The sequence below is a fragment of the Haloechinothrix alba genome, from assembly GCF_900188115.1.
GTDB classification, from domain to species: Bacteria; Actinomycetota; Actinomycetes; order Mycobacteriales; family Pseudonocardiaceae; genus Haloechinothrix; species Haloechinothrix alba.
In genome coordinates, this window is sequence record NZ_FZNW01000016.1 from 85678 (window position 1) to 97937 (window position 12260).

The window sequence follows — 12260 nt, forward strand, 5'->3', positions numbered from 1 at the left end:
TCACAAACCAAAACTAAGTTTTCGGATGATGAAAGTGAGTGAGCGAAGATGGCGCAGAAGGCAGGCCGCTTCGCGGTGAACTGCTCGCTGCTGTTCACCGAGCTTCCCGTGCTCGAACGCCCCGCAGCCGCCAAGGCCGCGGGCTTCGACGCCGTCGAGTTCTGGTGGCCGTTCTCCGAGGCGGCCCCGTCCGGCGCCGAGGTCGACCGGTTCGTCACCGCGCTCGGCGACGCGGGCGTGTCCCTCGTCGGCCTCAACTTCTTCGCCGGTGACATGCCGGGCGGGGACCGGGGCCTCGTGTCGTGGCCCGGCCGGGAGCAAGAGTTCCGGGACAACGCCGCGCTCGTGGCCGCGATCGGCGAACGCACGGGGTGCCGGGCGTTCAACGCGCTGTACGGCAACCGGATCGACAGTGCCGACGCGGCGGCACAGGATGAGCTGGCCATCGAGAATCTCGTGCACGCGGCCAAGAACGTCGAGGCGATCGGCGGGACCGTCCTCGTGGAGCCGGTCAGCGGCGCACCGAAGTACCCCTTGCTGACCGCGGCCGACGCGCTCACCGTGATCGACAAGGTGCGTGCGCACGGGGCACGCAATGTCGGCCTGCTCGCCGACCTCTACCACCTGAGCGTCAACGGCGACGACATCGCGCACGTCCTCGACGCCCACGCCGCGGAAATCGCGCACGTGCAGATCGCCGACGCCCCTGGCCGCAACGAACCCGGTACCGGCGAACTGGAGTTCGAGCGCTACTTCGCGCAGCTCGACGCTTGCGGCTACACCGGCTGGATCGGGCTCGAGTACAAGGCGTCCGGCGCCAGCGCGGACAGCTTCGACTGGATCAACAAGTAGGACACGCGACGAGGAGCTACCACCATGACCACTGTGGGATTCATCGGCCTCGGCATCATGGGCGGCCCGATGGCCGCCAACCTCGCCTCGGCAGGCTACGACGTCATCGGCTACAACCGCAGCAGGCCCGCGATCGACAAGCTCGTCGAGCAGGGCGGCCGCGCGGCGGACTCGATCGGTGCGGCCGTCCGCGACGCCGACATCGTGGTGTCGATGCTGCCGGACTCCCCCGACGTCGCCGAGGTGGCGCTCGGAGACGACGGTGTGCTGGCCAACGCCAAGGACAACCTGCTCTACATCGACTGCAGCACCATCCGGCCGGACACCTCGCGTACCGTCGCCGAGCAGGCCTCGACAAGCGGGGTGCGGGTACTCGACGCGCCGGTCAGCGGGGGTGAGCAGGGAGCCATTGACGGTGCTTTGTCGATCATGGTCGGGGGTGCGGACGCCGACTTCGCCGCCGCCGAACCGGTACTGAACACGGTCGGCAAGACCGTGGTACACGTCGGTCCGGCCGGGGCGGGCCAGACCGTCAAGGCAGCCAACCAGCTCATCGTCGCAGGCACGCTCGAGCTCGTCGCCGAGGCCATCGTCTTCCTCGAAGCGCACGGGGTGGACACCGAGGCAGCGGTCAAGGTCCTCTCCGGCGGGCTGGCAGGCAACGCGATCCTCGACCGCAAGGGCGCGGCCATGCTTGCCCGCCAGTTCAACCCGGGCTTCCGCCTCGAACTGCACCACAAAGACCTCGGGATCGTGCAGGCGGCGGCACGCGATGCCGGCGTGACCATCCCGCTTGGCTCCGCGGTCTCCCAGCTGGTCGCAGCTCTGGTGGCGCGCGGGGACGGCGCGCTCGACCACTCCGGCCTGCTCAAGCTCGTCGAGGAGCTGTCCGGCCGAGCGGACCACTAGGACGACCCCGCCTGTCCCCCATCCCTCGCTTTCCCCAGGAGAATGGCCATGCCTCGAATGACGGCCGCCCGCGCGGCAGTGGAAGTCCTCAAACGCGAGGGCGTGTCCGACGCCTTCGGCATTCCCGGCGCCGCGATCAACCCCCTGTACGCGGCGATGCGCGACAGCGGAGGCATCGATCACGTGCTGGCAAGGCACGTCGAGGGTGCCTCGCACATGGCCGAGGGCTACACGCGAACGGCCGCAGGCAACATCGGCGTGTGCATCGGCACATCGGGTCCCGCGGGCACGGACATGATCACGGGCCTGTACTCGGCGTCCGCCGACTCGATACCGATCCTGTGCATCACCGGACAGGCGCCCCGGTCGCGGCTGCACAAGGAGGACTTCCAGGCCGTCGACATCCCGTCGATCGCCAAGCCGCTGACAAAGATGGCGCTCACGGTCCTCGAGCCGTCCCAGGTTCCGGGCGCCTTCCAGCGGGCCTTCCACGAGATGCGCTCCGGGCGGCCGGGGCCGGTGCTCATCGACCTGCCTCTCGACGTGCAGCAGTCCGAGATCGAGTTCGACCCGGACACGTACGAGCCGATGCCGGTCCACCGCCCGTCCGCCACCCGGGCGCAGATCGAGAAGGCACTCGGGATGCTCTGCCGGGCCGAGCGCCCGCTGATCGTCGCGGGCGGCGGGATCATCAACGCCGACTCCTCGGACCTGCTCGTCTCCTTCGCCGAGACCGTCGGCGTCCCGGTCGTTCCCACGCTCATGGGCTGGGGAAGCATCCCCGACGACCATGAGCTGATGGCAGGCATGGCCGGCCTGCAGACCGCGCACCGCTACGGCAACGCCACCCTGCTCGAGTCCGACTTCGTGCTCGGCATCGGCAACCGGTGGGCCAACCGGCACACCGGTGGGCTGGAGACCTACACGCGGGGTCGAACCTTCGTGCACGTCGATATCGAGCCGACCCAGATCGGCAGGGTCTTCGCGCCCGACTACGGCATCACCTCGGACGCGGGCGCCGCGCTCGAGCTGTTCGCCGACATCGCGCACGAGTGGGCCGAGCAGGGACAGCTGCCGGACCGCCGGGCCTGGGTCCGCGACTGCGCCGAGCGCAAGGAGGCCCTGCATCGCCGGACACACTTCGACAACGTGCCGATCAAGCCGCAGCGGGTGTACGAGGAGATGAACAGGGCGTTCGGGCCCGAGACCCGGTACGTCAGCTCGATCGGGCTGTCCCAGATCGCCGCGGCGCAGTTCCTGCACGTGTACCGGCCGCGGCACTGGATCAACTGCGGCCAGGCAGGCCCGCTCGGCTGGACGGTCCCCGCCGCACTCGGCGTGTGCAAGGCCGACCCCGAGGCCACGGTCGTCGCGCTGTCCGGCGACTACGACCTCCAGTTCCTGCTCGAGGAGCTGGCGGTCGGTGCCCAGTTCAACCTGCCCTACGTGCACGTCGTGGTGAACAACTCCTACCTCGGCCTCATCCGGCAGGCACAGCGCCAGTTCGACATGGACTACTGCGTCCAGCTGTCCTTCGACAACATCAACACCCCCGAGCTGGGCGCATACGGGGTGGATCACCTCAAGGTCGCCGAAGGGTTGGGATGCAAGGCGCTCCGGGTGACCGAGCCGGACCAGCTCCTCCCCGCTTTCGACGAGGCGCGCAAGCTGATGCTCGAGTACCGGGTTCCGGTTCTGGTCGAGGCTATTCTCGAGCGCGTGACCAACATATCCATGGGAACCGAGATCGACGGCATCAACGAGTTCGAGGACCTGGCCACCACGCTGGAGGATGCCCCGACGAGCGTGGTGCCGCAGGCCCGCCAGGACGGCGCAACCGGGCCGGAACACGCCCGGCCTGCCCTGACGGACTGACCGGCGATGAACACCGGTCATGTCCTCATCGCCCCGGACAAGTTCAAGGGCTCACTGACCGCTCCCCAGGTCGCCGGGCACCTGGCCGCAGGCCTCGCCCGCGCGTTGCCCACCGAGTCGCACGGCCCGGACCTGCGCCTGGTGCCGGTGGCCGACGGCGGGGACGGCACCCTGGAGGCCGCTCTCGCAGCGGGTTTCCGGTCCGTTCCGGTGCCGTGTACCGGGCCGACGGGGCAGCCGATCGAGTCGTCCTATGCCGAACGCGACGGCGTCGCGGTGGTCGAGCTCGCCGACGCCTCCGGGCTGCGCAGGCTGCCCGGCGGGGTACGCGCGCCGATGCGCGCCTCCTCCTACGGCACCGGTGAGCTGGTCCGCGCCGCCCTGGACGCGGGATGCCGCGAGATCGTGCTCGGCCTCGGCGGCAGTGCCTGCACCGACGGAGGTGCGGGAATGCTGCGGGCGCTGGGGCTTCGCCTGACCGATGGGCACGGCGCCGACCCGGGGCCGGGCGGCGAAGGGCTGCTCGAGGTCGCCAGCGTGGACACATCGGGGCTGCACCCTGGCGTGCACGGTGCGCGCATCGTGGTGGCGTGTGACGTCGACAACCCGCTTCTCGGGCCGCACGGGGCCGCGCAGGTGTACGGCCGCCAGAAGGGCGCCGACCGTGTCCTCGCGGGCGAGCTGGACCGCGCGCTCGCGCGCTGGGCGGAGGTCCTGCACCGCGACGCAGGCATCGCAGACGGCTCGGCCGAGATCCCCGGCGCCGGAGCGGCGGGCGGCGTCGGTTTCGCCGCTCTCACGGTGCTGGGCGCATCGGTCCGCCCCGGCATCGAGTACCTGCTCGATCTGGTGGGCTTTCACTCGGCACTGGCAGGCGCCGGGTTGGTGATCACCGGCGAGGGCTCGGTCGATCGTCAGACCCTACGCGGTAAGGCCCCGGCCGGGGTAGCCAAGGCCGCCCGCCGTGCCGGGGTGGACGTACTGGCCGTGGCCGGCCGCTGCCTCATCACCGGCACCGAGCTCGTCGACGCGGGCTTCGCGGGCGCGTACGCGCTGACCGACCTCGAACCCGATCCCGACCGGTGTGTCGCCGAAGCGGGCGCCCTGCTCGAGCGGCTGGCAGCGGAACGGCTCGCCAGGGACCCGCTGATGCCGCCGGCCCCGGCACCGGACGGCCGATGAGCCGGAAGCCGGCGGCAGGCGCCGCCCGCTGACCTGCCGGCGGCGACCGGCGCGCATCAGGAATACCCTTTCCCGTACGGCGGAGAATGTCAGCACCAGCAGCAAGCAGGAGGGACGGCCATGACGACCATGGACTTCGGCGCGTTACCCGATCTGGCAGGGCGCGCCCTCGGTGGCGCCGTCGTCGCGGCGAGCGACGAGTTCTTCGCCGAGAAGGAGAACCTGCTCACGCCGCAGGCGCCGGAGTTCCGGCCGCACACGTTCGGCCACAAGGGGCAGGTCTACGACGGCTGGGAGACACGGCGCAGGCGCGATACCGGGTACGACTGGGCGGTCATCCGGCTGGGTGCCCCCGGGATCATCCACGGCGTCACGGTGGACACCGCGTTCTTCACGGGCAACTATCCCGAACAGTGCTCCATCGAGGCGACCTCGGTGCCCGGTTACCCCTCGCCGGAGGAGCTCGGCGACGACAGCGTCGAGTGGGTCGAGATCGTACCGAAGGAGGCTCTCAAGGGGGACTCGAACAACCTGTTCGCCGTTTCCTGCGACCAGCGTTTCACCCATGTGCGGTTGAACATCTTCCCGGACGGCGGGGTGGCCCGGTTGCGCGTGCACGGCGAGGTCCTCGCCAACCCCCGATCGTTCGCCGGTATGCCGCTCGACCTGGCCGCGCAGGAGAACGGCGGCGTGGTCACCGGCTGTTCCAACCGCTTCTTCTCCTCCCCGAACAACCTGCTGATGCCCGGGCATGCCCGCGTGATGGGTGAGGGCTGGGAGACGGCGCGGCGACGCGACGACGGCAACGACTGGGTCGAGGTGCGCCTGGCGGCGGAGGGGAGCGTCAACCAGGTGGAGATCGACACCACCCACTTCAAGGGCAACGCCCCCGGCTGGTTCCGGCTCACCGGTACGGCCCGGACCGATGACCAGCCGCACGAGGTGGAGCTCCTCCCCCGCACCCGCCTGCAGCCGGACACGCGGCACCGGTTCCCCGTCACGGCATCCGAGCCCGTTGACCACGTCCGCGTCGACGTCTACCCGGATGGCGGGTTCGCACGGCTCCGCGTCTACGGTGACCTCACCCCGGCCGGGCGCGCCCAGATCGGCCTCGCATGGTTCAACAGCCTCCAGCACGACCGCGGCGCAGCGCTGCTGAGCGAGGAGGGCGGCCTGCCCGAACGTGCCACGAGCGCGATCCTCGCAGGCCGCCCGTACAGCGACGTCGAGGCGCTGCGCACCGCCGCGCACCGCGCTGGAGCCGACCCGTCCTCGGTAGCGGAGCTCGTGCTCGGCACCTGACGCCGGACCCGGCGTCGAACTACCCAAGCCCCAAGCCCCCGACGAAGCGAGCGACACAGCACGAACGGCTCAGGAGGTCGATGTGGTCCACATGTTCCTCAACGGCGGCGGCATGCGCGGCGGCCCGCTGCATCCCTACCTGCGCGGCGCGCCGCTGGTGCGGACCGCACGCACCGCGCCGAAGTACCGCTTCTACTCTGTCGACGACCGCTTCCCCGCGCTGGAGCCGACCGACTCGGCGGGTGCCTCCGTGGCCGGTGAGGTCTACGAGCTCCCCCTCGAGACGCTGCGTGACTCCCTGCTGCCCGCCGAGCCCCCCGAGGTCGAGCTCGGCGTGATCGAACTCGAGGACGGCGCGCCCTCGCTGGCCGTACTGCTACGCAAGGAGTACCGGCAGGAGGCCCGGCTGACCGACATCTCGCACCTCGGCTCCTGGCGCGAGTACCAGGACAGCTGATCCGAGGGTCCCGGCTCGGGCACGGCAGCACCCCGTGTCGGGCACACGAACACCCCGTGTCGACCGCGTCGGCACGGGGTGTTCGTCGCGCGGCGCTCACTCACTCGCGGACCGTGTCCTCCTGCGCGAGGCCCGGGCTCCCGTCAGCGGGCGCACCGGCACCGTCGCCACCACTGCTCGCGCGCCCGAGGACGTTGAACAGCAGGTTGAGCACCAGCGCCGCCACGAAGCCGCCGACGATGCCGGAATGCATGATCATGGCCAGCCACTCGGGGAGGCCCTCGTAGAACTCCGGCGCCGCGATAGGGATGACACCGAAACCCAACGCGACCGCCACGATGACGAGGTTGAGGTTGTTGTCAAAGTCGACCTTCGCCAGCGTCCGGACCCCTGCCGCGGCCACCGATCCGAACAGCACGAGGCCCGCCCCGCCGAGTACCGGCATCGGGATTGTGGCCACGATACGCCCGAGGATCGGGAACAGGCCGAGCGTGATCAGGATCAGGCCACCGACAGCGACGACGTACCGGCTCTTGATCCTGGTGAGCGCGATCAGCCCGACGTTCTGCGAGAAGGTACTGCCGGGGAACGAGTTGAGTACCGGCCCGAACACGGCAGCGCTCACGTCGGCTCGCAACCCGTTCGCCAGCCTCCGGCTGTCCACTTCGGTCTCCACGATCTCCCCGACCGCCAGGATGTCCGCGATACCCTCGGCGAGGATGACCACCATGACGATGCACATCGTCACGATCGCGGCGATGTGGAACTCCGGGAGTCCGAAGTAGAAGGGTTGACCGAGCGAGAAAACCGGCCCCTCGCCGACCTCGCTGAAGTCGACCCGACCCGCGGTCCCGGCGATCACGGTGCCGAGGACCAGTCCACCGAGCACGGCCAGCTTGCTCGCCGCCCCGGGCAGAAGCCGCGCGAGCACGAGGACGATGACCAGTGTCACGGCGGCCAGCCCCAGGTCACCCAGAGGCGGAGAGCCACCGTCGGCCCCTTCCGTGATCCAGCCGGCAGCCACGGGCAGCAGCGACAACCCGATCACTGTGATCACGCTTCCGGTGACCACCGGTGGGAAGAACCGGCGCAGCCCGGCCATGAACGGGATCAGCAGCAAGCCGAACACACCGGAGGCCATGGCCGCGCCGAACACCACTGCAAGGCCGCTCTCCTCGGCGATCGCGGTCATGGCACTGACGGGGACGAAGGAGATCCCGATGACCACCGGAAGCTGGGCGCCGAACCGCCAGACACCCAGGGTTTGCAGCACCGTAGCCAACCCGCTGACCAGCAGTGCCGCGCTGACGAGGATGCCGAGTTCGGCGGTGGTCAGACCGATCGCACCACCGATGATCAGCGGGGGTGTCACCACGCCCGCGTACATCGTGAGGATGTGTTGCAGGCCGTAGAGCGTCAGCAGGTGCGGCGGCAGTTTCTCGTCCTCCGGCCGCGCCGGGCCGGGCCGCTGGGAGGTTCTGCGTAGCGAGAACATCACGCCCCTCTTCAGCAGAAGCCCGGTACCGCGTGCCACGCGGCTCCGGCCTCGGCCACGTCGTCACGGCGCACGGACACGTCGATCAGCCCGTACGGGCGATCCGCCGCATGGAACACCTCGCCGGGGTTGTCCAGCCCGAACGGTGCGAGGTCGAACAGGAAGTGATGCTTGTTCGGCGCAGAGAAGCGGATCTCGACGATGTCGGTGTGCTGCTCGAGCACAGCCTTGCCCATTTCGTAGAGCGACTGCTGCAGTGCCTTGCTGTGCACCTCGGCGAACCGCCGCAGCAGGGTGTCTCGCACCTCCGCGTAGCTCTTGCCCCAGTCCACCTCCGTGCCGAGGTAGCGCCACCTGGCGACCAGCGAGGTCGCCAGCACCCGGTCGTCGGTCTCGGCGAGCGTGGTGTAGCCGTCGGTGCGGAATCCCTGGAACTCCGAGCCGGTCGTCTTGGCGAGCACGAGGTCGTTCAACCCGGAGATCACCCACGCCTGCCTGTCGGTGCCGTGCCCGCGGACGGTGACCACGGTGGTCCGGGTCTCCTGCCCGGACCGCACGAAGGAATGATCGTGACCGTGACCGTCGATATCGATGCGATCCCAGCCTTGCTCGGAGATTTCGATCTTGGCTTCGGTGGCCGCGGGCGTCTGCCGTACGAAGTGCTCCCCCAACTCGAGCGCGAAGTCCTCGATCTGCCCGACGCCTCGCTCGGACGCGAAGGCGAACACCGTGTTCTTCTGCGTGTCGGTCGGCAGTACCTCACCCTGGTCGCCATCGACGTGGGCCTCGGCGAAGTCGCCGCGCAGTGCCGTGGAGACCGTGAGGTCTCGGATATGGTGCCGTGCGGTGTCGCGATATACCCGGACGACGTGGCACTCGGCCTTGCCGTACTGGTTGGTGCCAAGGACAACAGCCATGGTCAGCTCCCTCGGTAGGTGGTGTAGGAGTACGGGCTGAGCAGGATCGGGACATGGAAGTGCGCGTTCGCGCCTGTGACGGTGAATGTCACGACGACCTCGGGGAAGAAGCAGGGCCGCCCCGCGTCTGCGAAGTACGTGCCGGTGTCGAAGACGAGCCGGTAGGTACCCGTGCCCGCCGCCCCGTCGAAGGATCCGATCCGGCCGTCGGAATCGGTGGCGTCCGAGCCGAGCAGGCGCTCGCCGTCGGCCTCCCGGCTCTCCAGCCGTACGGGGACCCCGGCTGCCGGCAGGCCCCGCGCGGCGTCCAGGACGTGTGTGCTGATCGTGGTCATCCGTCGAGCACCCTTTCCACACGCAGTAGTGCGATCTTGCGGAGTTCCTCCGCCACGACGCGCCGCTCGGTCGCCTCGTCATGGCCGAGCCGGGCGCGCGCGGCATCGAGAATCTGCTCCGAGGTCATTCCCGCGGCGCAGATGAGGAACACCCGCCCGAACCGGCGTTCGTAGTCCAGGTTCACCTCCTTCAACTGCCGCAGCGACGCCTCGTCGCGTTCCACGCCGCGCTGCTCGCCCCGCGACCACGACGACTCGCGGCCGGAGTCCGCTGGAAGGTCGCCGATACGAGGATGCGCGGCGAGCGCGCGGTCCACTTCGGTGGGAGTCAACCGTCGCGCCGCCAGATCGGCATGGTCGAGTAGCCGGCAACGATCGGCGTACGGCCGGCCGCGCAGCACCGCCTCCACCCAGGCGGGGACGTCACAGCAGGCGTGCAGAAGCTCCCGCGCCTCCACCGCCGGTAGCTCGTTGAACCGCGTTACGCCGGACTCGCCGAATTCATCGGAGGAGCTCTGTACCGGATACGCCGCAGCCATTTCCAGCCACCCTTCCCGGATTCGCACGCGGGTGACCTGCACGTTTCCCGCTAAGCGAAATCGTGGTTTCGGTTAACGGAAACAGTAGGATCCAACACTCATCCGAGTCAACAGTTTGTTGAAGATTGGGGTGACTCGGATCTCAGCGCGCGTCCGTGGACCTCCCGGCCCGGCGTCGTCCGCGCGGGCACGGAGACGACCACTGACGCGCCTTCCTCGACGGCGCCTGCACGAGGTGTCGGGTGCCGGGCGGAACCGCTCAGCCGCGATCCCGGTTGAGGTAGTTGTACACGGTGAAGCGGGTGACCCCGATCGACTCGGCGATCGTCTCCACCGCCCTGCGCCATTCGAAGGCCCCGCGCTCCTCGAGCAACCGCACCGCGCGTTGCTTCTCCGTCCGCGGCAGCGTGTGCAGCGGCCCACCGAGCTCGTCGGAGACCTCACCGATGAGCCTGCTCAGCCCGGCGGCGCCATCGGCGACCGGGAGCCGGACGTAGGCGACCTCGACACCGTCCCAGCACAGCCGCACATCACCGCTACGGGCCCGCTCCGGGGGCACGATGGTGGCCCGAATGGCCTCGACCAGCGGCCGCACCGCATCCACGAGCGGATGCTCCGGCGCACCGGCATCACTCATCGTCGGTCACCCTGTCGACGCGCACCGTCATGCGGGTGGCACCCTGCTCCAGCGCGGCGTGTATCGCCGCATTCAGGGCATCCAGCACCTGCTGCGACGACCCGTTCATCGAGGTACCCAGCGGGCCGAAGTCGCACCGCAGGCCCGCGCTCTCCACGGCGTCGCGCGCGGCCACCGCGTGCGGCGGCGGGTCCGGCCGTTCCCCCTCGAACGGCTCCGTCGTGAACTCCACCTCCAGGCGCGTCATGGCGCAGACCCTACCGCCGGCCGGCTGCAGCGCGCACCCGAGCGCGCTGCGGTCAGCACGCGCCGTTGCTGAGCAGCGTGCCGTGCGGCCGGTCGCCGGTAATCTCGGTTCCCCGCAGCCACGTATCGCGTACGACACCGGCGAGCGGCCGCCCGTGGTAGGCGGTAACGGGATGGCGGTGCCGCAGGCTCTGCCCGTCCACGACGAAGGCCTCATCGGGCGCGAAGACGCAGAAGTCGGCGTCATACCCCAGCGCGATATGCCCTTTCCTGCGCATACCCGCCTGTGCGGCGGTGTTCTCGGCCATCCACCGCACGACGTCGGTCAGCGCGAATCCCCGCCGGCGCGCCTGCGTCCACACCGCGGGCAACCCGAGCTGCAGTCCGGAGACCCCGCCCCAGGCCGTGCCGAAGTCGCCGGTATCCAGCCGTTTGAGCTCGGGGCTGCACGGGGAATGGTCACTGACCACCGAGTCGATGATCCCGTCGGCCAGGCCACGCCACAGCTGCTCGCGGTTGGCCGCCTCCCGGATCGGCGGGCAGCACTTGAACTGCGTCGCGCCGTCATCGATCTCCTCGGCGACGAAGTTCAGGTAGTGCGGGCAGGTCTCGACGGTCAGCCTGACGCCGTCGCGCCGGGCCGAGGCGATCATCGGAAGGGCGTCCGACGAGGACAGGTGCAGGATGTGCGCCCGCGTTCCTGTCCAGCGGGCCAGCTCGATCACCTGTGCGATCGCGACGTTCTCCGCGCCGCGCGGGCGTGACCGCAGGAAGCTCTCGTAACGACCTCCGTACGCGCGCGGCGCGCGCTCGATCGCCTCGGAGTCCTCGGCGTGCACGATCATCTGCGCGTCGAAGCCGCCGAGCTGCCGCAGCACACGCTCGAGCGCCTCGGCGTCGAGCGGCGGGAACTCGTCGACCCCGGAATGCAGCAGGAAGCACTTGAACCCGAAGACGCCGGCGTCGTGCAGCCCACGCAGTTCCGCCTCGTTCCCCGGGATCGCGCCACCCCAGAACCCCACGTCGACATGCACTCGGCCGTGCGCGGCCTTGCGCTTGACCTCGAGCGACGGGATGTCGACTGTCGGTGGGAGCGAGTTCAGGGGCATGTCGACGATGGTGGTGATGCCCCCGGCGGCGGCGGCGCGCGTCGCCGTCTCGAACCCCTCCCACTCGCTGCGGCCCGGGTCGTTGACGTGGACGTGCGTGTCCACCAACCCCGGTAGGAGCACGACGTCGGGGCCGAGCTCCACCGTCCGGGCGGCATCCAGCTCGGCTTCGTACGGCTCGACGGCGACGATCTCACCGCCACGAACACCGATGGTGCGAGCACCTTCCCCCGCACTGGTGATGACACGCTGTGCCTTGAAAACCACATCCATGAGCCGGCCTCACGTCCCTCGTCCTCGTCGGAACGGCCATCACCGGCGACCCGCCGCGCCTGCCGCCAGCTGCATACCAAGATTCCGTGACTTGAAACAATCGTATTGTCTTGTGGAATCGATACTGCGTCA

At 69.6% G+C, this 12260-nt stretch carries 13 protein-coding genes; 6 read left to right on the plus strand and 7 right to left on the minus strand.

Annotated features, from left to right (window positions below):
• Positions 1–48 precede the first annotated feature (48 nt).
• The 6 genes from CHB84_RS16115 (at position 49) to CHB84_RS16140 (ending at position 6577) form a co-directional block, all read left to right on the plus strand.
• Entirely contained in the window at positions 49–852 is an 804-nt protein-coding gene (locus CHB84_RS16115; protein ID WP_089302442.1) for a hydroxypyruvate isomerase family protein, read from the plus strand.
• A 24-nt stretch (positions 853–876) separates the two neighbouring features.
• A complete protein-coding gene (locus CHB84_RS16120) occupies positions 877–1761 on the plus strand; it encodes a 2-hydroxy-3-oxopropionate reductase (protein ID WP_089302443.1) in 885 nt (294 codons plus the stop codon).
• A 48-nt stretch (positions 1762–1809) separates the two neighbouring features.
• The gene (gene gcl / locus CHB84_RS16125) at positions 1810–3636 is read left to right on the plus strand and encodes a glyoxylate carboligase (RefSeq protein ID WP_089302444.1); all 1827 of its coding nucleotides are present in this window, start codon (positions 1810–1812) and stop codon (positions 3634–3636) included.
• 6 nt (positions 3637–3642) lie between these two features.
• A complete protein-coding gene (locus CHB84_RS16130; protein ID WP_089302445.1) occupies positions 3643–4818 on the plus strand; it encodes a glycerate kinase in 1176 nt (391 codons plus the stop codon).
• Between the two features lie 120 nt (positions 4819–4938).
• A complete protein-coding gene (gene alc / locus CHB84_RS16135; RefSeq protein WP_089302446.1) occupies positions 4939–6120 on the plus strand; it encodes an allantoicase in 1182 nt (393 codons plus the stop codon).
• A gap of 91 nt (positions 6121–6211) precedes the next feature.
• Positions 6212–6577, plus strand: a complete 366-nt coding sequence (locus tag CHB84_RS16140; RefSeq protein WP_425432310.1) for an allophanate hydrolase-related protein — start codon at positions 6212–6214, stop codon at positions 6575–6577.
• A gap of 100 nt (positions 6578–6677) precedes the next feature.
• Here the strand turns inward: CHB84_RS16140 and CHB84_RS16145 are convergent, their stop codons facing one another.
• From CHB84_RS16145 to allB, 7 genes are all read right to left on the minus strand, one after another.
• Positions 6678–8111 (minus strand): nucleobase:cation symporter-2 family protein, encoded by a 1434-nt coding sequence (locus CHB84_RS16145; protein ID WP_245818779.1) that lies wholly within the window; start codon positions 8109–8111, stop codon positions 6678–6680.
• Complete coding sequence (gene pucL / locus CHB84_RS16150; RefSeq protein ID WP_089302448.1) at positions 8084–8989, minus strand: factor-independent urate hydroxylase; 906 nt, start codon at positions 8987–8989, stop codon at positions 8084–8086. Before pucL ends, CHB84_RS16145 begins: the two co-directional genes overlap by 28 nt.
• Positions 8990–8991: 2 nt before the next feature.
• Entirely contained in the window at positions 8992–9324 is a 333-nt protein-coding gene (gene uraH, locus CHB84_RS16155) for a hydroxyisourate hydrolase (protein ID WP_089302449.1), read from the minus strand.
• Positions 9321–9863, minus strand: a complete 543-nt coding sequence (gene uraD / locus CHB84_RS16160; RefSeq protein WP_089302450.1) for a 2-oxo-4-hydroxy-4-carboxy-5-ureidoimidazoline decarboxylase — start codon at positions 9861–9863, stop codon at positions 9321–9323. Before uraD ends, uraH begins: the two co-directional genes overlap by 4 nt.
• A 259-nt stretch (positions 9864–10122) precedes the next feature.
• On the minus strand, positions 10123–10500 hold the full coding sequence (locus tag CHB84_RS16165; RefSeq protein WP_089302451.1) for a helix-turn-helix domain-containing protein: 378 nt from the start codon (positions 10498–10500) through the stop codon (positions 10123–10125).
• The gene (locus tag CHB84_RS16170) at positions 10493–10747 is read right to left on the minus strand and encodes a thiamine-binding protein (RefSeq protein WP_089302452.1); all 255 of its coding nucleotides are present in this window, start codon (positions 10745–10747) and stop codon (positions 10493–10495) included. The genes CHB84_RS16165 and CHB84_RS16170 overlap by 8 nt, the downstream gene beginning before the upstream one ends.
• Before the next feature lie 52 nt (positions 10748–10799).
• On the minus strand, positions 10800–12128 hold the full coding sequence (gene allB / locus CHB84_RS16175; protein ID WP_089302453.1) for an allantoinase AllB: 1329 nt from the start codon (positions 12126–12128) through the stop codon (positions 10800–10802).
• Positions 12129–12260 lie beyond the last annotated feature (132 nt).

Bases quoted from the DNA above. Each gene is read 5' to 3' on its own strand.
- CHB84_RS16115 (WP_089302442.1), top strand. From the start codon at position 49: ATGGCGCAGAAGGCAGGCCGCTTCGCGGTGAACTGCTCGCTGCTGTTC.
- CHB84_RS16120 (WP_089302443.1), top strand. From the start codon at position 877: ATGACCACTGTGGGATTCATCGGCCTCGGCATCATGGGCGGCCCGATG.
- gcl (WP_089302444.1), top strand. From the start codon at position 1,810: ATGCCTCGAATGACGGCCGCCCGCGCGGCAGTGGAAGTCCTCAAACGC.
- CHB84_RS16130 (WP_089302445.1), top strand. From the start codon at position 3,643: ATGAACACCGGTCATGTCCTCATCGCCCCGGACAAGTTCAAGGGCTCA.
- alc (WP_089302446.1), top strand. From the start codon at position 4,939: ATGACGACCATGGACTTCGGCGCGTTACCCGATCTGGCAGGGCGCGCC.
- CHB84_RS16140 (WP_425432310.1), top strand. From the start codon at position 6,212: ATGTTCCTCAACGGCGGCGGCATGCGCGGCGGCCCGCTGCATCCCTAC.
- pucL (WP_089302448.1), bottom strand. From the start codon at position 8,989: ATGGCTGTTGTCCTTGGCACCAACCAGTACGGCAAGGCCGAGTGCCAC.
- uraH (WP_089302449.1), bottom strand. From the start codon at position 9,324: ATGACCACGATCAGCACACACGTCCTGGACGCCGCGCGGGGCCTGCCG.
- uraD (WP_089302450.1), bottom strand. From the start codon at position 9,863: ATGGCTGCGGCGTATCCGGTACAGAGCTCCTCCGATGAATTCGGCGAG.
- CHB84_RS16165 (WP_089302451.1), bottom strand. From the start codon at position 10,500: ATGAGTGATGCCGGTGCGCCGGAGCATCCGCTCGTGGATGCGGTGCGG.
- CHB84_RS16170 (WP_089302452.1), bottom strand. From the start codon at position 10,747: ATGACGCGCCTGGAGGTGGAGTTCACGACGGAGCCGTTCGAGGGGGAA.
- allB (WP_089302453.1), bottom strand. From the start codon at position 12,128: ATGGATGTGGTTTTCAAGGCACAGCGTGTCATCACCAGTGCGGGGGAA.